The sequence below is a fragment of the Sporosarcina sp. A2 genome (assembly GCF_050858885.1).
Lineage (GTDB): Bacteria > Bacillota > Bacilli > Bacillales_A > Planococcaceae > Sporosarcina.
In genome coordinates, this window is record NZ_CP193898.1 from 1,546,035 (window position 1) to 1,566,808 (window position 20,774).

Annotated in this window: 23 protein-coding genes and 1 other annotated feature; of the genes, 1 reads left to right on the forward strand and 22 read right to left on the reverse strand. The window is 44.1% G+C overall.

Annotation, left to right across the window (positions count from 1 at the left end):
- Positions 1-68: 68 nt before the first annotated feature.
- The 5 genes from ACRPI0_RS07665 to ACRPI0_RS07685 form a co-directional block, all read right to left on the reverse strand.
- Positions 69-581 carry an adenine phosphoribosyltransferase gene (locus ACRPI0_RS07665; RefSeq protein WP_432355746.1) on the reverse strand — a complete coding sequence of 171 codons (513 nt, stop codon included), beginning with the start codon at positions 579-581 and terminating at the stop codon, positions 69-71.
- Positions 572-3,007: a single-stranded-DNA-specific exonuclease RecJ gene (recJ, locus tag ACRPI0_RS07670; RefSeq protein ID WP_432355747.1), complete on the reverse strand. Its 2,436-nt coding sequence runs from the start codon at positions 3,005-3,007 to the stop codon at positions 572-574. Before recJ ends, ACRPI0_RS07665 begins: the two co-directional genes overlap by 10 nt.
- A gap of 23 nt (positions 3,008-3,030) precedes the next feature.
- Positions 3,031-3,375, reverse strand: coding sequence for a LapA family protein (locus tag ACRPI0_RS07675; protein ID WP_432355748.1), 345 nt, complete (start codon positions 3,373-3,375; stop codon positions 3,031-3,033).
- Between the two features lie 89 nt (positions 3,376-3,464).
- Positions 3,465-5,741, reverse strand: a complete 2,277-nt coding sequence (gene secDF, locus ACRPI0_RS07680; RefSeq protein ID WP_432355749.1) for a protein translocase subunit SecDF — start codon at positions 5,739-5,741, stop codon at positions 3,465-3,467.
- A gap of 119 nt (positions 5,742-5,860) precedes the next feature.
- Positions 5,861-6,178: a post-transcriptional regulator gene (locus tag ACRPI0_RS07685; RefSeq protein WP_432355750.1), complete on the reverse strand. Its 318-nt coding sequence runs from the start codon at positions 6,176-6,178 to the stop codon at positions 5,861-5,863.
- A gap of 100 nt (positions 6,179-6,278) precedes the next feature.
- Between ACRPI0_RS07685 and ACRPI0_RS07690 the strand changes: the two genes are divergently transcribed.
- Positions 6,279-7,799 carry a putative polysaccharide biosynthesis protein gene (locus tag ACRPI0_RS07690; protein ID WP_432355751.1) on the forward strand — a complete coding sequence of 507 codons (1,521 nt, stop codon included), beginning with the start codon at positions 6,279-6,281 and terminating at the stop codon, positions 7,797-7,799.
- Here ACRPI0_RS07690 and ACRPI0_RS07695 read toward each other — a convergent pair.
- The 17 genes from ACRPI0_RS07695 to ACRPI0_RS07775 all read right to left on the reverse strand — a co-directional run bounded on the left by ACRPI0_RS07695 (position 7,790) and on the right by ACRPI0_RS07775 (position 20,668).
- Positions 7,790-8,431: a DUF421 domain-containing protein gene (locus tag ACRPI0_RS07695; RefSeq protein ID WP_432355753.1), complete on the reverse strand. Its 642-nt coding sequence runs from the start codon at positions 8,429-8,431 to the stop codon at positions 7,790-7,792. The genes ACRPI0_RS07690 and ACRPI0_RS07695 overlap by 10 nt on opposite strands.
- Positions 8,432-8,545: 114 nt before the next feature.
- Positions 8,546-8,821 (reverse strand): preprotein translocase subunit YajC, encoded by a 276-nt coding sequence (gene yajC, locus ACRPI0_RS07700; RefSeq protein WP_432355754.1) that lies wholly within the window; start codon positions 8,819-8,821, stop codon positions 8,546-8,548.
- A 36-nt stretch (positions 8,822-8,857) separates the two neighbouring features.
- Positions 8,858-9,997 (reverse strand): tRNA guanosine(34) transglycosylase Tgt, encoded by a 1,140-nt coding sequence (tgt, locus tag ACRPI0_RS07705; protein WP_432355755.1) that lies wholly within the window; start codon positions 9,995-9,997, stop codon positions 8,858-8,860.
- 2 nt (positions 9,998-9,999) lie between these two features.
- On the reverse strand, positions 10,000-11,049 hold the full coding sequence (gene queA / locus ACRPI0_RS07710; protein WP_432355756.1) for a tRNA preQ1(34) S-adenosylmethionine ribosyltransferase-isomerase QueA: 1,050 nt from the start codon (positions 11,047-11,049) through the stop codon (positions 10,000-10,002).
- A gap of 28 nt (positions 11,050-11,077) precedes the next feature.
- On the reverse strand, positions 11,078-12,082 hold the full coding sequence (ruvB, locus tag ACRPI0_RS07715; protein ID WP_432355757.1) for a Holliday junction branch migration DNA helicase RuvB: 1,005 nt from the start codon (positions 12,080-12,082) through the stop codon (positions 11,078-11,080).
- Positions 12,083-12,112: 30 nt separating this feature from the next.
- A complete protein-coding gene (gene ruvA, locus ACRPI0_RS07720; protein ID WP_432355758.1) occupies positions 12,113-12,718 on the reverse strand; it encodes a Holliday junction branch migration protein RuvA in 606 nt (201 codons plus the stop codon).
- Positions 12,719-12,846: 128 nt separating this feature from the next.
- On the reverse strand, positions 12,847-13,677 hold the full coding sequence (locus ACRPI0_RS07725) for a phosphotransferase (RefSeq protein WP_432355759.1): 831 nt from the start codon (positions 13,675-13,677) through the stop codon (positions 12,847-12,849).
- Between the two features lie 54 nt (positions 13,678-13,731).
- Positions 13,732-14,877 carry a SafA/ExsA family spore coat assembly protein gene (gene safA, locus ACRPI0_RS07730; protein WP_432355760.1) on the reverse strand — a complete coding sequence of 382 codons (1,146 nt, stop codon included), beginning with the start codon at positions 14,875-14,877 and terminating at the stop codon, positions 13,732-13,734.
- Positions 14,878-15,021: 144 nt separating this feature from the next.
- Complete coding sequence (gene pheA / locus ACRPI0_RS07735) at positions 15,022-15,906, reverse strand: prephenate dehydratase (RefSeq protein ID WP_432355761.1); 885 nt, start codon at positions 15,904-15,906, stop codon at positions 15,022-15,024.
- A gap of 15 nt (positions 15,907-15,921) precedes the next feature.
- The gene (locus tag ACRPI0_RS07740; protein WP_432355762.1) at positions 15,922-16,377 is read right to left on the reverse strand and encodes an ACT domain-containing protein; all 456 of its coding nucleotides are present in this window, start codon (positions 16,375-16,377) and stop codon (positions 15,922-15,924) included.
- Between the two features lie 33 nt (positions 16,378-16,410).
- On the reverse strand, positions 16,411-17,703 hold the full coding sequence (gene obgE / locus ACRPI0_RS07745; protein ID WP_432355763.1) for a GTPase ObgE: 1,293 nt from the start codon (positions 17,701-17,703) through the stop codon (positions 16,411-16,413).
- 11 nt (positions 17,704-17,714) lie between these two features.
- Entirely contained in the window at positions 17,715-18,242 is a 528-nt protein-coding gene (locus ACRPI0_RS07750; protein ID WP_432355764.1) for a Spo0B domain-containing protein, read from the reverse strand.
- Between the two features lie 188 nt (positions 18,243-18,430).
- Positions 18,431-18,721, reverse strand: a complete 291-nt coding sequence (rpmA, locus tag ACRPI0_RS07755; protein WP_432355765.1) for a 50S ribosomal protein L27 — start codon at positions 18,719-18,721, stop codon at positions 18,431-18,433.
- 12 nt (positions 18,722-18,733) lie between these two features.
- Complete coding sequence (locus ACRPI0_RS07760; protein ID WP_432355766.1) at positions 18,734-19,060, reverse strand: ribosomal-processing cysteine protease Prp; 327 nt, start codon at positions 19,058-19,060, stop codon at positions 18,734-18,736.
- Positions 19,061-19,066: 6 nt separating this feature from the next.
- Positions 19,067-19,375 carry a 50S ribosomal protein L21 gene (gene rplU / locus ACRPI0_RS07765; protein ID WP_432355767.1) on the reverse strand — a complete coding sequence of 103 codons (309 nt, stop codon included), beginning with the start codon at positions 19,373-19,375 and terminating at the stop codon, positions 19,067-19,069.
- Between the two features lie 14 nt (positions 19,376-19,389).
- Positions 19,390-19,465: a sequence feature (ribosomal protein L21 leader region), on the reverse strand.
- A gap of 43 nt (positions 19,466-19,508) precedes the next feature.
- A complete protein-coding gene (locus tag ACRPI0_RS07770) occupies positions 19,509-20,096 on the reverse strand; it encodes a site-2 protease family protein (protein ID WP_432355768.1) in 588 nt (195 codons plus the stop codon).
- 20 nt (positions 20,097-20,116) lie between these two features.
- The gene (locus ACRPI0_RS07775; protein WP_432355769.1) at positions 20,117-20,668 is read right to left on the reverse strand and encodes a hypothetical protein; all 552 of its coding nucleotides are present in this window, start codon (positions 20,666-20,668) and stop codon (positions 20,117-20,119) included.
- Between the last annotated feature and the right edge of the window lie 106 nt (positions 20,669-20,774).

Here is a 20,774-nt window from a genome sequence, read left to right on the forward strand (position 1 = left end):
GAATAGCGAGCATTTTATAGATTGACTGTATGAAAAAACTCCTCCACATAAATGTGAAGGAGCGAACTTTAGTAAGTCATAAGTGAACGTATGTTGTGATTGTTTAATTTACTGCGGCCATCCAAGTATGTAAGTTCGATTAAGAACGCACATCCTGCAACAACTCCGCCAAGTTTTTCAACAAGTTCAACCGTCGCGCCAACTGTTCCGCCAGTAGCTAGAAGGTCATCGACAACAAGAACACGTTGTCCAGGTTTGATGGCATCTTTATGGATTGTTAACTGATCCACGCCATACTCAAGATCGTAGTCAACAGCGATTGTTTCTCGTGGCAATTTACCAGGCTTACGTACCGGTGCAAATCCGATTTCAAGTGCATAAGCAACAGGACATCCAATGATGAACCCACGTGCTTCAGGCCCTACAATTAGTTCTGCTCCCATTTCTTTTGCATATTCTACAATTTGGTCTGTCGCATATTTGTAGGCTTCACCGTTATCCATGATTGTAGTAATGTCTTTGAAGCTAATCCCTTTTTTCGGATAATCTGGAACTACTGTGACGAATTGTTTCAAGTCCATACGGTTTCCTCCTCGACGGCTATCTCTGCATGTACCTTCTGAAACCATTGTTTAAGCTCATGGTAAGGTGCATACAGCATCCGTTCTTCCATTTCAATCTGTCTTTTCCGTTCTTGGTAAGCAGGTGCTTCTGCAAGATCGCGTTTACCCGCTGTGGGCACACTTTGAATAACACCATTCTCTATAGTAACAAATCCTAAATCAAAAAACACTTTCGACATGAAATAAATCGTGTCTAATTTCCAACCTTTGTGCTTCGCAAGTTGTTCACCTTGAGTGTTCAAGTCGAATGTTTCCCGTTTTTTCAAGAAACTGAAGTACCAACCGAACGTTTGTCGATCAGGTATGCCGTCGAAATAGCGTGATTCAGGCGCATAGAAATGAGCATAAATTCTACCTGGATTGTACACGCCTATCAATAACTCCAACTGTTCCTGTCGCTCAGGAATATCGAGTAACACGATATGTTCAATTGAAGCATCGGGCTGTCGATCCTCATACATCATAATCTCGATGCCAGGAAGGATCGGTGTGAAATGCTTTTTGGTTTGTTCTTGAAACGCAATATAGCGGACATGCTCTTTAGGAATCGTATGAACCCATCGAAGAGGATCACGGATACCACGCAAGTCGAATACTTGGCGCTCGTCAGAACGAATATCTTGTAGTAAGATCTGTGGTTTTTTGAAGTTATTCCACTCATTCACTTGTAAATCACCTGTCACCATTAATGACATTCCGTGTGTCATTTCGTCAGCTAATTCACCTGAACCGAAACTAATTGCATCAAGTTTACTCGCACCGTCTTCTAACTCCAGTTTTAAATGGTTTTTAGCCGCACCGATTTTACGGATGGATCCGACAGTAATGTTTTCGATCATATAGATTGGTTTTGGAAATGCCATTCCAAATGGACGTAGTTGTTCCAATGATTCTAGTACATCTACTTCTATTTCATCTATCGTCAAAGGCACATCGATATGAACTGTAGCAACTAACTGTTGTTCTGTTAATACGTCTTTCGCTTGTTCGTTTAACCGATCTCGTAAAGTATCGACATCCGAAAGCGCAAGCGTCATTCCTGCCGCCATAGCATGTCCACCGAAATGCGGGAGAAGTTCTTTATTTTTTGAAAGTTCCTTATATAAGTCGAACCCTTCAATACTGCGTGCAGAGCCTTTTGCAGTTTCAGCTACAGGATCTATCGCTAGTACTATTGACGGCCTATGGAACTTCTCCGTCAATCGAGAAGCAACGATTCCGATGACTCCAGGATTCCATCCTTCTTTCGCAAGCACAAATACATGCGGGATGTTGGATCCGTTGACGTCTTCAATCATTGTTAGCGCCTCTTCTGTGATGCCATTGACGAGTGCTTGACGTTCTTTGTTGAGTCGGTCTAACTCATTGGCGATTCCCATTGCAACTGCGCTGTCTTCTGCTTTTAATAGCTCAACTGCGGGGTCTGCATCCCCTAGACGTCCGGGTGCATTGAGTCGAGGGCCAACCATGAAGCCGAGCGTCTCTTCTGTGAATTGACGTTGTTCGGTTCCCCCAATTTTAGCGAGTGCCTGAATACCAGGACGACTAGACATGCGCAATCGTCGAACTCCCTCTTTAACGAAGTAACGGTTTTCATCCAACAAAGGAACAAGATCCGCTACAGTCCCGATTGCTGCAAACTCTAACAAATCGAGTGGCGCTTCGCCGAGTAACGCAGTCGCCAACTTGAATGCAACACCGACTCCTGCAAGTTCCCCATACGGGTAGTTTCCTTCAGGATGTCTTGGATGAATGACAGCGTCTGCTAATGGTAAAGACTCTCCGATTTCGTGGTGATCGGTAATTATGATATCTAGACCAATCGATTTCGCAAAGGCAGTTTGCTCGATGCCAGAAACGCCGTTGTCGACGGTAATGATCAGAGATGCGCCCATGTCAGCGATTTCCTGGAAAAGCTCACTGTTTGGCCCGTAGCCATGTTCAAAACGATTCGGTATGACAAACGAGACATCCGCTCCGATTCTTTCCAGTGCGGTCGTGAGTACAGAGACACTCGTAACTCCGTCAGCGTCATAATCACCGTATACAACGATGTGCTCACCGCCTTCTACAGCCGCTTGAATTCTTGCGACTGCTATGCCCATATCATGCAATAAGAAAGGATCATGTAAAACGGTTGCATCTGTCGCTAAAAACGCTTTAACGGTAGCAGGATCCATAAATCCTCGAGACGCTAAAATTTTTGCGTGAAGAGACGGCAAATGCAGCTCAGTAATCAGTCGTTGGACTACATCCTCGTCCGGTCTATGTATTTTCCAATTTTTACTCGATTTAATCAATGCAATCACTTCCTCTACGCTAAGTATACCGGCTCCAGGTGTTTTCCGAAAGGATTCGGACTGATAAAAAAAACGTCTCTGCATGATTCACAAAGACGTTTCAGCTATCACTTTTTTGCATCGAAGCTATCATCCATCACTTCGTGCGCAAGCTCGGGTGATTTTTGTAGCATGGCAATTTCATTTTGTTGGTTCGCAATCGTGCTTTCTTTTTCCGTAATAACTCTTTGCAAGTGTTTCACTTCTCGAGTTGTTTTAACTGAGCGGAATATGGTGAATAGCCCACTTGCAAGTGCTCCTAATAATGCAGATCCAAGAATGACTAGAACAAGTGGCCAATGGGCCTCTCCGAACACATAGTCGACTGGAACTTTTGCGACATTAAAGACAGCAAATATCGCGATAATAATTGCAAATAAAAGTCCGAATAACAGCATCCACTGGGATTTCATGGGCATTCCTCCTCTGACTAAAATACTGTATGACAACTAAAAAAACAGGTATACCTAAGTATACCTGTTAGTGGAATTATTGAAACGTATTAGACAACGGGCTCGTCTGATCCCCATTGTTTCTTTTCTTTTACAGTTTTCAGCTTACCGTGTTTCTTAATTTCACGCTTTTTCAAGTCGAACCAGATTTGAGCGGAAATGTAGATCGACGAATACGTACCTGCGATAAGACCAATCAGTAACGCGATGGAGAATGGTCGAATTGCTTCTGCGCCTAATGCAATAAGTGCAACGACAACAATAAGTACAGTCAATACGGTATTTACAGAACGTCCGAGAGTTTGGCGAAGTGACTTGTTAATAATGCTTGCCAATTCATCTTCGTTATCCAAGTGACCGATCTTATGAAGGTTTTCACGGATTCGGTCAAACGTAACGATTGTGTCGTTTATGGAATACCCGACAATCGTCAATACTGCTGCGATAAAGGTAATATCGACTTCCAAACGCAAAATACTAAAGATTGCAATCATGAAGAATGCATCATGTAGCAGACCTATTATCGCGGAAACACCCATACGCCATTCAAAACGGAATGCTACGTAAATGATGATTCCAATCGCTGCAAGTATCAATGCATAGATCGCATTTTTCGCTAACTCTTTACCGACTGTTGCGGAGACAGTAGAAATATTCGGTTCAGCACCATATTTGTCAGTAACTTGAGTTTTAATGTCATTCACTTCTTGTTGGCTGAACTCTTCTTTAAATCGTGCTACACCGATATTCTTTTTCTCACCTGAAATGACGATGTCATCCGTTGAATGACCGATTTCATCCAAGTATGTGCTCACTTCTTCTTTCGTTAATGCACTGTCTGAAAGAATTTCAGCACGAGTACCACTCGAGAAGTCGATTCCTAAGTTCAATTTAAAGATCCCTAGAACAATCGCTCCTACAACCAGTAATACGATTGAAAGTGTATAGAATCGCTTGCGGCTATGAACAAAGTCAAAGCGATCGAATCTTGTTGTCAATTCGAGCGTATCTACATTTTCGGATGCTGGGTGAACGCGTTTTAAAGGAACTCCGAACCAGCTAGTTTTCCCATCAAAGTAGCCACTGTGAACAAGTAATCCTAGAAGTAAACGAGCGCCCCATACCGCTGTTATAAAGCTGACTGCGATACTGATGATGAGCATTGTTGCGAAACCTTTAACAGAGCTTGTCCCGAAAATGAACAATACGACTGCTGCAAGGAGTGTAGTTACGTTCGCATCGAGAATTGCTGTGAACGATTCTTTGGCACCACGAGAGAATGCAGTCTTAATGGAACTACCCACTCGCAGTTCTTCCTTAATACGCTCATAGGTTAAGATGTTCGCATCGACGGCCATACCGACACCAAGGAGCAATGCGGCAATACCCGGTAGTGTAAGAACACCATTAATGAGTGTGAAGACTACCATTATTAAGAAGATGTAGACAGAGAGAGTAATAACTGCCACAACCCCTGGTACACGGTAGTAAAACAGCATGAAGACGAAGATTAACGAAACACCGAGAATTCCTGCAGTAATCGTCTTATCTAACGCTTGTTCACCGAACTGAGCCCCGACAGAAGTCGAATACATCTCTTCAAGATGAACAGGAAGTGCACCTGCGTTTAAAATACCCGCAAGGTCTTTTGTCTCCTCAACTGTGAAACTACCAGAGATTTCAACACTAGACGAGTTGATGGTTTGTCGTACAGAAGGTGCAGAAATGAAACGTGGTTTCGGTTTCTTCATTTCTTCTTTATACGAGTCTTTACCTTCTTCAAAGTCAAGCCAGATAACCATGACGTTCTCAGGTGCTTTTGCAGCAACTTCTGTTGTCACTTGAGCAAACTTAGAAGGGTCTTTCATTTCAAGTGTGACGACAGGATTGCCGCCTTCACCAAAGTTGGCTTTCGCTTTCCCTGCTTTCAAGTCATCTCCGTCAAGTAGCAATTTATCATCCGCATCGCGGAACGTTAAGTTTGCTTGAGTCGAAAGTAACTCACGGGCTTTCTTTTGGTCATCTACGCCAGCAAGTTGAACACGAATCCGATTGTTCGATTCAATTTGGATACTCGGTTCACTAACTCCGAGAACGTTGATACGATTTCCAAGTGCTTTTGCTGTATCTGCGACAACATCTTCCGTGATCTTTTGCTTATTCTCGCCGGTTTTCAATTGCTGAACTTCGTACAAGACTTCAAATCCACCTTGTAAGTCCAGGCCTAATTTAACATTTTTTAAAATCGGGTTCGCTGTACTGCCAATTGTTGCTGCGAAAATTACAAGCAACAGTAAAAAGGCGATCAGCCGTCCTCTTTTCTTCATGATCCATTTTCCCCCTCTTATATGTGAAGCGGTAGTACTTTGTTATGTACGTAAGAAACATCAACACAACAATTATGAGACAGTGCGCGCGTAGTGTCAAATGCTAATCCCGTCACCACCTAATTTTCTGAATTCTTTTTAGACGAGAGTAAAATCTGTAACTCTTCACTATTTAAATCCGAAAACCAGTCAGAACTCCGTTGCTCTTCAATCTGTGTATAGGTCATGTACTCTGCAGGCGTTAGCTCCATAACCCCATTAATAACCTCGTACGCCCTCATTTCGTTAATTTTACGCTTTCGCCACTTTTTTTGCACGCAATATTTCCAAATGTCAGCTTCTGTCACTGTTGAATACCCGTAAAAATGGAACTCATTCATCTTACTTTCAATTGCAGGGCGGACATGGTCAAACAATTGTTCGTATTTGATATCCACTCACGTTCATCCCTTCTTGAATAGAGAGTTGTAAATGTACATGTTTCCGCATACAAGTAGTGTATATGAATTGTCTGGACTTGAGAAGGAGTTGTTTTCATTGTCTTCATTTATTCGCGGAACTGTTGTGTTAATGATTGCTGTTTTTATGACAAAATTACTCGGATTCGTCTATCGAATTCAATTCATGCGTGTAGCTGGAGAAGAAGCCGTAGGGATTTATATGACCGCTTATCCTGCGTTCATTTTCTTCTTATCACTCGTTCAACTAGGGATACCAATTGCAATTGCAAAAGTCATTGCAGAACTTAAAGCGAAGGGTGAAACGGCACGTCTATCACAAGTGATGCGCACTTCTTGGCTCGTCACCATATGTACATCACTCATTTTCTTACCGGTATCGATTCTTTTCATTCCGTTTTTATCGGAAACATTACTTGGCAATTCCGCGTCTGCTGTTACGTTATATGTTGGAGTTGCGATTGTTCCGATTGCAGCTATCGGCGGGATCGTCCGTGGATATTTTCAAGGAATTGCACGTATGGAAGAAACAGCCTGGTCTCAAATACTTGAACAATTCGTCCGTATTCTTCTAATTACTTGGCTTCTGCCAGCATTTCTCGTAGAAGGCAATGCTCCACTGAATGCTGCTATTGCAATGGGAGTTACACTTTTAGCTGAAGCCGCATCCGTCCTCTATTTATGGTTCAAGTATAAAAAGCATAAAAAAAACACCCCAGAGTCCAGCGCCAAGGATGGTCCGTACCCTCTTAAACCATTGATGTCCATTGCGTTACCTTCTTCAGGAAGTCGATTGTTCGGAACGTTCACTTGGTTTTTAGAGCCTATCATCTTTTTACGTGCACTCGCAGTATCGGGCGTGACAGCTGTTGCTGCTACGTCGTTGTATGGTGTTATTTCAGGAGTTCTTATCCCTCTGTTGCTATTTCCATCTTTTATTTCCTTTGCGCTCTCGGTTGTGCTCATTCCAGCGGTGAGTGGGGCATCGGCTGCGGGCAATATTAGCAAACTCCAGGAACGCATTCACTTATCGCTACGGCTATCCGCATTAACAGGTACTGCCGCAGCAGCTGTTTTCTTTATACACGGTAAGGAAATGGCAGAGGCCCTATTCCACATTTCAGATGGGGCATCCTATATGACACTGCTCGCTCCAATTTTCTTCTTTTACTATATTCAAGGACCTTTGTTCTCGATTTTACAGGCAACCAACGAGGCGAAAGCTGCAATGATGAACTCCGTCTATGGCGGGATTGCTAAATTAGTCGTCATGTTCGTCCTCGCTTCTCAACCAGGACTACAGGAAACTGGTGCAATTCTAGCAATTGGATTCGGTGTATTGATCACTTCGTTTCTACATATTGCAACGTTACGAAAGAACAAAAAGACCGATACTGGATTCACAATGTTTGCACTACCGTATGCTTCGTTCATCATGACAGCAATCATGCGACCGATATTCTTCCCAATCGGTAATTATGGATTGTGGGTTGAGTGTGGAATTACGGTTCTGTTCCTGACAGTTGTGCTATTTTTAACAGGCCAATTGCAGCGCAATGATATCCGCCATTTCAAGAAGTTATTTGCCCGTTATAAATAAGCTTGCTTCAGTTGTACTTTGAGTTCTCCTTTTTCCCATGAACAATAGAACACTTGCTCAGGTTCTTCAATTCCTTTTTTACGCAGTTCTTCCCGTAACCATTCTTCTGTTTTGTTATGGATTTTCAAATGGCGACCATCGATATCCCCATCTGAAATCAAAGGAAGAACTGGTGCGGTCTCACCATATTTAAAGACAGCTAAATTACCTGAAGGCTCCAGGTACGCATAGGCGACTTCAAATACGGATCCGACTTTCTGTTCTCGTAACTGTTGGAATAAGTCGTCTAAATTATAGCGTTGTTTCCGCATCTCTTCTTCTAGTATTTTTCCGTCTTGAATAATGACTGTTGTATCGCCATCTACAATGTCTCGGAACTTCTTGTTTTTCAATGAAACTAATGATGAGACATATTGAATGACAAGTAGCACAAGCATAGGAAGAACAGAGTTGATCAACTTCCTATCCGGGGAATCAAGAGCAAATGCTGCAACTTCTGCAATAATGACAAATACGACAACGTCAATAACACTTAACTCGCCAACTTCCCGTTTTCCCATTAGCCGTAGAATGAGCACAATTAATGCATATAAGAATAGCGTTCGGAAGCCGATTATTAACAAATCATCCATAGCAGTACCCTCCTTATCGAAACTAGTCTGCCCAGTAACGCAAGTCATTAAACGAAAATACGTACAAAAAAAGACCTACCAAGTTACTTGGCAGGTCTTTCTAGTTTTGCATTATTAAATAGCAATAGAGCTATCTGTCACTCGACCTACAGCTTGACGGTCAAATTGTAGTACAGCGCCATCTGCAGTTTTCAAAAACACAGAAGTTTCATCGACAGCATCGATCGTTCCGTGCAATCCACCGATTGTCACAACACTATCTCCGCGCTTCAAACTTGTCTGCATCTGTTTTGTTTGTTTTTGGCGTTTTTGTGCTGGTCTAATTAGCAAGAACCACATAATTGCGATCATTGCTACGAACGGCAGTAAATTCACTAAAGTTGCATTCATCTAAAATCCCCCCCTACCTTGACTAGTATACAAGAATTAAAAGTTTTTTGCATTTGGTTTGTTGAAACCATATTGTTCGAAGAACTCTTCACGGAAATCACCGAGACGATCTTGACGGATTGCTTCCCGTACTTGTTCCATTACGTTGAGTAAAAAGTACAAGTTATGATAGGACGCAAGACGTAAACCAAAAGTTTCATTACATTTAATTAAATGACGAATGTAAGCTCGGCTATAGTTTTTACACGTATGGCAATCACAATTTTCATCGATTGGACCGAAGTCCCGCTCGTATTTTGCGTTCTTAATGACAACACGACCGTTACTCGTCATCAAGGTACCGTTACGCGCAATACGTGTTGGCAACACACAGTCGAACATATCGATACCGCGGATTGCACCATCAATGAGAGAGTCTGGTGAGCCTACGCCCATTAAATATCGTGGCTTATCTTCAGGTAACAACGGTGTCGTGAACTCAAGTACACGGTTCATAATATCTTTCGGCTCCCCAACTGAAAGTCCGCCAATTGCGTATCCAGGGAAATCTAGAGAAGTTAAGTCTTTCGCACTTTGTTTACGCAGTTCTTCGAATTCCCCACCTTGGATGATCCCGAATAACCCTTGGTCATTTGGACGCTGATGCGCATTTAGGCAGCGCTCTGCCCAACGAGAAGTCCGTTCAACGCTCGCTTTCATATAGTCATAAGTGGCAGGGAATGGCGGGCATTCATCAAACGCCATCATAATGTCTGATCCGAGTGCGTTTTGAATATCCATCGCTTTTTCAGGGCTCAAGAATAGTTTACTGCCGTTCAAATGGTGCCTAAAGTGAACACCTTCTTCTTCGATTTTACGCATATCACTTAGCGAAAACACCTGGAATCCGCCTGAATCCGTTAAAATCGGTCGGTCCCAGTTCATGAATTTATGAAGGCCGCCAGCTTCACGAATAATTTCATGTCCTGGACGGAGCCATAAATGATACGTGTTACTTAAAATAATGCCGGCACCGATTTCTTTCAACTCTTCAGGAGACATCGTTTTGACCGTCGCCATTGTACCGACAGGCATGAATGCAGGTGTTTCAAACGAGCCGTGTGGTGTATGGACGATACCAAGGCGTGCCCCGGTCTGTTTACATGTTTTTATGTGTTCGTACCTTACTGCTGGCATAATTAGTTCTCCTTCTTTCTTGACGGTCTGATGAACATCGCATCTCCGAAACTGAAGAAACGATACTCCTCTTCAATCGCTTTGTGATACGCATTTAAAATATAATCACGTGTTGATAATGCAGAGACAAGCATGACTAATGTCGACTTCGGTAAATGGAAATTCGTAATCAGTCCATCTACTGCTTTAAACTCATATCCCGGGAAAATGAAAATCGATGTCCAACCGGAACACGCGACCATCTTCCCGCCATTATCACTCGCGATTGTTTCAAGCGTTCGTGTAGACGTCGTACCTACAGCAACCACACGTCCGCCATTTACTTTCGTATCATTAATAGCAGTAGCAGTTTGCTCCGTCACTTGGTAATATTCTGCGTGCATTTCATGGTCCTCAATCGTGTCTACACTAACTGGACGGAATGTGCCTAACCCAACATGAAGTGTGATGAATTCTACACCGACACCTTTCGCGCGAAGTGCATCGAGGATTTCCTCAGTAAAATGAAGACCAGCAGTTGGTGCTGCTGCAGAACCACGCTCTTTCGCAAATACAGTCTGATAGCGTGATTGGTCATCGAGCGTTTCAGTAATGTAAGGAGGTAATGGCATTTTGCCTAACGCATCTAGCAATTCATAGAAGATTCCTTCATACGTAAACTTAAATGTACGTCCACCTTGGTCTGCAACACCAATACATTCGGCCGTTAGACGTCCATCCCCGAATGTGATGACTGTTCCCGGTTTGACTCGTTTAGCAGGTTTAACAAGCGTCTCCCACTCGTTGTCGCCCGTTTCTTTTAATAACAGCACTTCAATCGAAGCACCCGTTTCTTCTTTTACACCTATTAACCGAGCAGGTAATACTTTCGTGTCGTTCAAGACGAGTAAATCGCCACTTTCCAGTTCATCAACAATATTACGGAAGTGTTTGTGAGACACTTCTCCTGTTTCACTATCCAGCACGAGTAACCGACTCGCTGTACGATCTGCAAGTGGTGTCTGTGCAATCAGTTTCTGTGGTAAGTCAAAGTCAAAATCATTTACATCCATACCGTCTAATCTCCTTAATTTTGTAAAGTTAACGCTCTTCCGGTAATGGGAAGCCGAAGTGTTCGTAGGCTAACGGTGTTGCAACCCGTCCTCTAGGTGTCCGCTGGATGAAACCGATCTGTAACAGAAACGGTTCATAGACATCTTCTAGCGTCACGGACTCTTCCCCTATACTTGCAGCTAACGTTTCTAAGCCAACAGGGCCTCCACGGAAACGTTCAATCATACCTGTCAATAATTTATGATCGATATGATCCAGTCCGTGTGAGTCCACTTGTAGCATTTCAAGAGCTTCTATTGCTATGTCGAGAGAAATTGTACCATTACCGCGAACTTGAGCATAGTCTCGCACTCTGCGCAGCAATCGATTGGAAATACGAGGAGTCCCTCTTGACCTACGTGCAATCTCTACTGCTGCCTGATCATCGATTTTCACATCGAATAAGCCCGCACTTCTAATAACAATTTCACGTAATGGCTCAATATCATAGTATTCCAAACGTAAGGGCACACCGAAACGATCTCGTAGTGGTGCTGAAAGTGATCCTGCTCGTGTTGTCGCCCCGATTAATGTAAACGGCGGCAAGTCCAGACGGATCGATTTTGCAGAAGGTCCTTTCCCTACGACAATATCGAGACAGAAGTCTTCCATTGCTGGATAAAGCACTTCCTCGATTGCCCGATTTAAGCGATGGATTTCATCGATGAATAAGACGTCTCCTGGCTCTAGCGAAGAAACAACTGCAGCTAAATCACCTGGACGCTCAATCGCGGGGCCACTTGTCATACGAAGGTTGACGCCCATCTCATTTGCAATCACGGCAGCAAGCGTCGTCTTCCCTAACCCAGGAGGTCCATACAATAACACATGGTCCAAGCTCTCACTTCGTCCACGAGCTGCTTCTATGAAAATCGACAAATTGTCTTTGACTTTATCTTGTCCAATATACTGCGATAATCGCTGTGGGCGAAGCGACTGTTCAAATCCTTCATCGAAATCCGAAAGATCACTTGAAAGTACACGTGAATCCATCGTTCTCCCTCCTTTTTAACTGCGACAGACTTATTGTTGCTTCAACAACAATTGGAGTGCACGCTTCATATAACCCTCTGTAGACATTTCTTCCGATTCCAAGGCTTTTTTCACTTTTGCAATTTCACGTGCTGAATAACCGAGAGCTTCTAATGCTAGCATCGCTTCTTCAAGTGCACCATTTTCAGTGAGCGCAAATAATGAATGACCGTCTTCAGGCATGTCCAACTCCGTAAAGAGGTCGACCAATTTCCCTTTCAGATCTAGTATCATCTGACGCGCCGTCTTTTTGCCGACACCTGGGAATTGTACGAGAAACGCCTCATCTTCGCGTTCAATCGCACTAATCACTTGTGACGGAATACCACTGGAAAGAATTGCAAGCGCTCCTTTAGGACCAATTCCTGAGACCGTAATTAGTTTACGAAATAGTTCACGCTGTTCCAGCGATAAAAATCCCATGAGTAATTGTGCATCTTCACGAACGTGGTGGTGGATAAAAATCTGTTGTTCCTCGCTAGAAGCGTGAAACGCGTATGGATTTGGTGTCAAAACTTGATAGCCAATTCCGCTATTTTCAATTGTAATATATTCAGGTGTCACCCGTGTGATGAATCCTTTTATGTAATCATACAATGCTACTTACCCCCTAGAGTCTTATCTTAAAGTATACCACAGGCGTACCCTTTGTACGTCTGTCTACGCACGAAAAAAAGAACTGCTAGCCGCAGTCACTACGGCTCTCAGCAGTCTCTTTATAGTTATTATGGTTCGAAATCTAGTAAGTTGTTTGAAAATCGACATAGTTCTGGCCAACTGTTCAACGCTCGTTCAGTAAATGGGAGCAAATGATCGGCTAGACGATTTTGACGTGCTTCGGGCAATGTTGCCAAATAGGACCACTCACGCAACAACTCATTGGGGTATTGCAGCATGGCAATGGGTTGTTCTCCCAGTTCTTGAAGTCTAGGTTGTTCTGAAAACAGCAACATCGCATCGTAATCGACCTTCGGAAGTACCCGGTGAAGCCATAATCCAATTTCAATATCCGGATGCCCCGTGCACGCTAAATCGAAGTCAATTAAATAGACACTGCCATCTGGTGTTTTCAGCAGATTATGATGTACCACATCTCCGTGAAGTAACGTGTTTGGAATAGCACGGACTGAGGCGGTTTGTAATATCATGAGTGCATGCTCAGCATACTGTTCAATCTCATCACAAGTCTCACTACCTAAAAACTTTTCTATCTGATCACGATGGCTTCTGAATCGATAGAGTCGCCATCTCCATTTATCCAACAACGCATAAGGTTTCAAAAAAGGAAGGGACTCCCAATCTACAAACACTTCTGTCTCATGAAGGGCAACGAGTGTAGTTAGGGAAGCCGTCCGTTCTTCTTTTTTTGAAAAGTTCACAGGTACCGAATCCGTTAACCAAGGCTGTATCACAATATGTGCATTCCCTTTTTTCGTCACAGGAAGACAATAGGGATACTGGATTGCTTGTAGCTGGTCATGGAGAGCTCTGATTTTCTCTGCGTCGCGAATATCCGAAAAACGTTTTACAGCATAATCCTCTTCATTTTCTTGCAAACGCCAAACATTCTCTTTGATGCTTGAGAATTTCTTTTCACCATTCACAATCGATCAATACGAGCCCGGTTGGTTTTGTTCATAATTTCCTTGCTGTGGATAAGCCATCTGTGGATACCCTCCATAATAAGGATGCACACCCATCATTGGCGCTCCATAGTAAGGCGTTGGCGACATACTACCTCCGCACGACGTACAAAGATGCATGAGATGCGGATGTTGGTTCGCTTGAATCCCTTGAATAGGACCCGCTTGCTGATTTGGATACTGCTGCTGGTAACCTTGAGGTGGCATCTGTTGCGGCATCTGTTGCGGTACATATCCTGACTCTGGCGGGCAGTAGGCTGGTGGTGCTAAGTCAAAACTCGATGATTCCATTTTCGGCATCTGATGTTCTGGTGATTCCCAGGGGTTCATACTGTCACAATGCGATGGAGACATACCCGGTCCTTGGCCTGGCATAATCGCTGATTCATCCGGACAACTTGATGATTCCGGTTTCATTTGCCATTGTGGCGGCATTGGTTGTTGTGGCATAGGATATTGCGGCATCATTTGTGGTGGCATCTGGTGATTCATGTGATGATGCATTGGATAGGCATTTGGATGACAATCGGCGTCATAGATTGGCATCCAGCCGCATGGAATTCCGATGTACATCGGGTGCACCATCGGGTGTTGCATAGCAGGTGGTGCTGGTGGTGGTGGTGTTTCACAAACTGGCGGTTGCGGTGCTGGTGGTGTTGGTGGCATTGGCACTGGCACTGGCATTGGCATTGGCACTGGCACTGGCACTGGCACTGGCATTGGCTCCGGTTTCATCTCGGGCTTTGGTGGTGCTGGTGGCGGAGTCGGCTTAGGCGTTGGTTTCATTTCAGGTTTCGGTGTTGGCTTATGTGTTGGCGGCTGCGGTTTCACCTCATGCTTCGGAGGTGTATGCATCGGCTTCTGTACGGGAGGTACTGGTGGTGCAACGGACTCCGGTTTCATGGGTTTTTCTTGATGATGTGGTTGCTTTTCTTTTCCTCCATGCTTTTCGTGGTGTTTTCCTCCCTCCGGAAGAAAAATCTTCATACCTGGAACAATATAGTCAGGATTGGCTAAATGGGCGTTCACCTTCTTCAGTTCTTCAAACGAAATTCCGTATTGACGCGCAATCTTCCAAAGCGTGTCACCTTTTACAACGATATGGACATTCACTCTGTAAAGTCCCCCTTCCATCAAATCATCTTATGAACGGATGCCCGGACGTGTGCATCATTTCTACGTCAGGCTCCTTCTCATTCAACTATATGAATCACAGAGGGTGAATAGCACTTCATCCCAAAAAAAGACCTGCCGGATTTAATTGCCGGCAGGCATTTGTTGGTTATAAGTACGATAAGACCCAAACGAAGAAACTTCACAATGGAGAGCTTTGAGTTCCTCCATTGCCCCATTCATCATCGGGTGATCTTCTGTTTCAGCTACATCAATTATGAAGAAATAATTACCGAGACCAGTTTTAAGTGGACGAGACTCGATTTTGCTCAAGTTTAACTTTCGCCATGAAAATACAGACAGAATCTGATGGAGCATTCCCGGCTGATCGTCTTCTGGCAATTTCACCATTAGCGTCGTTTTTGGACTTCCGCCACCTTCATACGCTAACGTTTCCTTACGAAGGGAAAGGACTACGAACCGCGTATGGTTAAAGTGAAAATCGTGAATCGAAGTCTCTGCGATATGAAGCCCATATGTATCTGCAGCGAGTTTGTTGCCAATCGCCGCAATTGCTAGTTCCGGATGCTCGGAGACATACTTCGCAGCAGCTGCAGTAGAAGACGTCTGAATAAGCGGAACCCGTCTAAAGTGGTATTGCAAATACTTATGACATTGCGCAAGAGCATGAGGATGAGAGTGAATCGATGCCAAAGATTCAACTGCACCTGCTTGTTCAGGATGCACCATAAGATGTTGTTGGATAGGTGTCGATAACTCGGCATTAATGAATAGATCGCTCCCATGGAACAGGTAGTCGATTGTCAAAGGTACAGAGCCTTCCAGCGCGTTCTCAAGGGGTACGACTGCATATGCGACATGCCCTTCAGTTACGGCTTCAATACAATCAGGAATGGATGGGAACGGCACCAGTCCAACCGATCCAAAAAAGTCTGTCGCAGCAATATGTGTAAACGAAGCTTCCGGCCCTAAATAAGCGACTGACGGCTTTAACGGTTCATGTTTCATCTTCTCATTCTCCTCTCACAATGCGCCTGAACTGACTAAGTGAACTGAATCGACAAAGCTCGGACCGTTCAATTTATGAAGGAACGCCTCCATCGATAAGTTCATTTCCGTCACATCCAGTGACAACGTTATATTCGCTCGCCCTTGAACAGGGATCGTCTGGTGAATGGTCAGCACGTTGCAATGCGACGAAGAAATAAGTTCCATCAACACAGCAAGTGAGCCTTTCAAGTCTTCCAATTGGATGAAGATCGTCAGCACCCGCTCGCGCGCAATCGCTTCGAACGGGTACACTGCGTCTTTGTACTTATAAAAGGCGCTTCGTGACAATCCAACTCGAGTGGTTGCCTCTAAAATCGTTGACGCTTCACCTGATACAAGCAGACGTTTTGCTTCCAACATCTTTTGCATGGATTCCGTCAAGACATCTTCTCGCACCAAATAGAATTGGTCTTCCCCCAACTGCTTCATCGTCAATCCCCCTAGCCGAAGAACGGCTTTACATTAATCGATAAATTCAAATTCAAAGTCAAGCAAACGAACGATATCGCCGTTTTCAGCTCCACGTTCACGCAATGTATCATCTACACCCATAGCACGCATCTGACGACCGAACTTACGTACAGATTGGTCGAAGTTGAAATCAGTCATCTTGAAGAGACGCTCAATTGAATAACCTGACAAGACGAATGCTCCGTCATCATCACGTGTAACTCTGAAATCAGCTACTTCTGGTTCGTATTTGTATAGAACAGAATGCTCTTCATCTGTTTCTTCTACTTCATGCATTGGGAATTCAGGGGTAACTTCAAGTAAATCTGCGATTGCAAACAACAAAGGCTCTAATCCATTACGAGAAACTGCAGAAATCGCGAAGATCTTATGATCTGTTTCACCAAGCTGCTCTTTGAATAGCTCTAAGTTCTCTTCAGCATCCGGCATGTCCATTTTGTTTGCGACAATGATTTGAGGACGTTCCATTAGACGGAGATTGTATTGCTCAAGCTCTCCATTGATGGTTTGGAAGTCTTCAAACGGATCGCGTCCTTCTAGTCCAGACATATCGATGACGTGGACAACAACACGTGTGCGTTCGATATGACGTAAAAACTGATGTCCAAGTCCTACGCCCTGGTGTGCACCTTCAATAAGTCCTGGCAAGTCGGCCATAACAAACGTACGGTGATCATTCGTTTCAACTAGACCAAGATTCGGCACAAGCGTTGTGAAGTGATAATCTGCAATTTTAGGTTTTGCTGAAGATAGCACGGAAAGAAGAGTAGATTTACCGACACTAGGGAATCCGACGAGTCCTACATCCGCAAGTACTTTCAATTCAAGCATGATTTCACGCTCTACTCCAGGTTCTCCTTTTTCAGAGAGTTCTGGTGCCGTGTTTTGAGGTGAAACAAAGCGGCTATTTCCGCGTCCCCCACGTCCTCCACGTGCAATAACAGCTGTTTGACCATCTTCAACTAAGTCAGCGATAATCTCTTTTGTTTCCACGTCAGTCACGATTGTGCCAGGTGGAACTTTAACGATCATGCTCGTACCACGACGACCATGCTGGTTCTTATTGGCTCCGTGCTCTCCACGAGGTGCTTTAAAGTGGCGTTGATAACGGAAATCCATTAGCGTGCGTAAACCTTCGTCCACGATGAAGGTGACGTCACCACCGTTACCACCGTCTCCGCCTGATGGTCCACCGAATGCTATATATTTTTCACGACGAAATGCAACGATACCATCGCCACCATTCCCGCCTTTTACGTATACTTTTACCTGATCGACAAACATGTGATTTCCTCCTATTGTCCACGAATCGTGAACGTCCAATACTCATTCTCTCTGGACATTTTGGCTGTCCAGTTGTTCTCTATTACATCAATCCATGCAATCGGCGCTGTTTGTCCGGGTAGCGCAAGGGTTACCGTCCATCCATCGGCCGTTGTTGTGACTATGATGTCCACTGTATAGTCGACGTATGGATCCGCCCCGTTTATCAGTTGCTGAAACAAATCGTCCAACACCTTCACGATTGCCTGATCATCTGCCAGTCGTTCGGCAGTTCTCGGTGCAATCTTTGTTTCAAGATGTTTATTGAACGCCAAATAGTTCCAGTCAAACGTTAAGATCCAGGTCTCGAGCGCTGGCATCCCGAGTCCACTGATTTGAGAGTCGCTCCGCATACGTTCTGTGGATTCAAGAAGTTTACGGCGCGCATCGGGGACATTATTGAGGTCCATGTGCATGAGGATAAGCTGCAGCTCATTTAAAAAGTCATGCCGAGCGAATTGCATCGCATCCCGGACAGACAACTCCGATTTGTTCATCATTTCACCGCCCACAGTATGATTCTCTACAGTATAACATCTTGGGGGTAGCCTTAGTCAAAAACAACTTAATTTGATGTTTTCACGAGCTATATTTTCATCGTAACACGTACATGCTACAAGCAGATGTCATTTAAAAAACAAAAAAGGACTGCACACTTGGCGCGTGCAGTCCTTTTTGAATTCAATTCTTATGCTTCCTGCGTTGCAGGTACAATGCTTACTTTTTTCTTATCGCGACCAAAACGCTCAAAGCGTACGACGCCGTCGATTTTAGCAAAAAGTGTATCGTCGCCTCCGCGACCTACGTTTTCACCTGGGTGAATTTTAGTTCCGCGTTGACGATAAAGAATCGAACCACCAGACACGAATTGTCCGTCGGCACGCTTAGCGCCAAGACGTTTCGATTCGGAGTCACGACCGTTCTTTGTAGAACCTACTCCCTTTTTCGATGCGAAAAACTGAAGATCCAAACGTAACATGTGTTCCACCTCCTACTTGATAAAGGTTATTTTAATAAATTGCGCATAGTCTTGTTCAATCGTCTGCATGGAAACAATCATCGCACGCACGATTACTTGCTGATCATGATCATCTTCCGTCTCCGGTAGAATGACTTTTAGGTACCCACCATCTTCTCCTTGTCGGATCGTCGGTGTAACCCCAGTGAGTGAGATAATAGCATTCACAGCGCCAAATGACACGGCGGTTGCAGCTGCACACACTAAGTCTTTCCCATGTTCTGCGTAATCGGCATGTCCGCTCATCTCAAAAGAGTCGATACGGCCCGATGCTTGTTTCTGTACGGTGATTTGAATCATATCAGCTTACAGGTTGATGCCTTCGATAACAACCTTAGTATAAGGCTGACGATGACCCTGTTTTCTGCTGTAGTTCTTTTTCGGCTTGTATTTGAAGACAGTGATTTTTTTGCCTTTGCCCTGTTTAACGATTTTCGCTGTTACAGAAGCACCTTCCACGAATGGAGCGCCAACTTTCACGTCATCTCCACCTACAAAAAGAACTTTGTCAAATGTTACAGCCTCATCAGCTTCACCCATCAATTTCTCGATGTAGATCTCCTGACCTTGCTCAACTTTGATTTGCTTTCCACCAGTTTCAATAATTGCGTACATACTTGCACCTCCTCAAATAATCTTAGACTCGCCTTCCCAGGTGATCCATTACAGATGCTTGTACCTGGTTCAGTGCGGTTGCAGCACGGGTGCGCTACAAACATAACAGTAGAATGATAACATGTACGACATTTCAAGTCAAGTGGTTTCTTTTCAATTGATCATATATCCTTCGATATCGTCTGAAACGGAATACGCTAATATTTTGGAGACATAAAAAGATCGCAAGACTTATTAATAATGCAGTTTCGGGTAATCCTGTAACTAGTATACCCATTCCTACAAGTAAAAACCCGATCGAAAACACAAGAAAAGCGGTTTGATCGAAATACTTGCTATCTTCACGTTCCATCCAGGCGAGCAATGCCTGTCCGCCGTCAAGCGGCAAAATCGGCAACAAATTCACGAGTAAAATTAGAAGTTGAATGCGAATAACATCGTCAGATCCCGGAAACGAAATCACGTGTGCAAGCACTAGGATTAGTAACGTTGCTATTGGACCACCTAACGCAAGAGCAATTCTCGCTTTACGCGAGTGCTCCAGTCGATTCGAAATCTCTAATTCGCCTCCATACGGCAAAATCGTCACTGAACGAACACGCATGCGATTCATCTTCGCCGCTACAAGATGCCCTGCTTCATGAACAAGCAAGGAAACAAAAACAATCGCATACGCAGCGAGTCCGTCCATAACTGCTAGCAAAATGAAGATTGGTAGCAAAATTGGATGCAGCCGGAACTTCAATGAGCCACTTCCGAGAAGAAAGCAGGCAATAGCGAAGAATCTAATACAAGACCATCACGTTTCACCTTTAAGTACATCGTCCCTTCTTCCATTACCGCGAGCGTGTCCCCTTTGTCAACAGCTGTATACGGTAATTTCGCGAAGGAACCAACGAACCCATAAGTCACTTCGTCTCCGTTATCATATTGCACCGTGAGCGTCTTTCCTGATTGTCTCGTGAATCCTGTGAATACAACAAGACCACTTCCACGAGCCGCGATTGGAAGTGCTTCCGGGTATGATAAAATCACACCTGATTTATACGGCTGCATGGACTCATAACCTGCAAACGGATCGACACCAACGACATCCCCACTCACTTGTATCATCCCGGAGTCTTCTCCGTCGAGGATCGAGGCTACCCATTTTTTCATGACGACAAAATCTTGCCCAGTAGATAAATATTGAGTTACCGGCTTCTCCATTACACCAAGTTGCTCTAGTTTCGCAACACCCAGAATCCCTAACGTAAATACAATGGCAATCATCCATTTTGTCTTCCCTTTCACACGCACCCCTCCTTTTTTTCAGTATATGAAGGACGTCTAGTGAATAGTCGGGATGCTACGTGTTTTGTAGACGAGGAGGACAATCTAACATTCAATGAATAATTTT

Bases quoted from the DNA above. Each gene is read 5' to 3' on its own strand.
- ACRPI0_RS07740 (WP_432355762.1), bottom strand. From the start codon at position 16,377: ATGAAGCAGTTGGGGGAAGACCAATTCTATTTGGTGCGAGAAGATGTC.
- queA (WP_432355756.1), bottom strand. From the start codon at position 11,049: ATGGATGTAAATGATTTTGACTTTGACTTACCACAGAAACTGATTGCA.
- tgt (WP_432355755.1), bottom strand. From the start codon at position 9,997: ATGCCAGCAGTAAGGTACGAACACATAAAAACATGTAAACAGACCGGG.
- rpmA (WP_432355765.1), bottom strand. From the start codon at position 18,721: ATGTTACGTTTGGATCTTCAGTTTTTCGCATCGAAAAAGGGAGTAGGT.
- secDF (WP_432355749.1), bottom strand. From the start codon at position 5,741: ATGAAGAAAAGAGGACGGCTGATCGCCTTTTTACTGTTGCTTGTAATT.
- yajC (WP_432355754.1), bottom strand. From the start codon at position 8,821: ATGAATGCAACTTTAGTGAATTTACTGCCGTTCGTAGCAATGATCGCA.
- pheA (WP_432355761.1), bottom strand. From the start codon at position 15,906: ATGAAACATGAACCGTTAAAGCCGTCAGTCGCTTATTTAGGGCCGGAA.
- rplU (WP_432355767.1), bottom strand. From the start codon at position 19,375: ATGTACGCAATTATTGAAACTGGTGGAAAGCAAATCAAAGTTGAGCAA.
- ACRPI0_RS07760 (WP_432355766.1), bottom strand. From the start codon at position 19,060: ATGATTCAAATCACCGTACAGAAACAAGCATCGGGCCGTATCGACTCT.
- obgE (WP_432355763.1), bottom strand. From the start codon at position 17,703: ATGTTTGTCGATCAGGTAAAAGTATACGTAAAAGGCGGGAATGGTGGC.
- ACRPI0_RS07675 (WP_432355748.1), bottom strand. From the start codon at position 3,375: ATGAAATCCCAGTGGATGCTGTTATTCGGACTTTTATTTGCAATTATT.
- ruvB (WP_432355757.1), bottom strand. From the start codon at position 12,082: ATGGATTCACGTGTACTTTCAAGTGATCTTTCGGATTTCGATGAAGGA.
- ACRPI0_RS07695 (WP_432355753.1), bottom strand. From the start codon at position 8,431: ATGGATGATTTGTTAATAATCGGCTTCCGAACGCTATTCTTATATGCA.
- ACRPI0_RS07665 (WP_432355746.1), bottom strand. From the start codon at position 581: ATGGACTTGAAACAATTCGTCACAGTAGTTCCAGATTATCCGAAAAAA.
- ACRPI0_RS07750 (WP_432355764.1), bottom strand. From the start codon at position 18,242: ATGATGAACAAATCGGAGTTGTCTGTCCGGGATGCGATGCAATTCGCT.
- recJ (WP_432355747.1), bottom strand. From the start codon at position 3,007: ATGCAGAGACGTTTTTTTTATCAGTCCGAATCCTTTCGGAAAACACCT.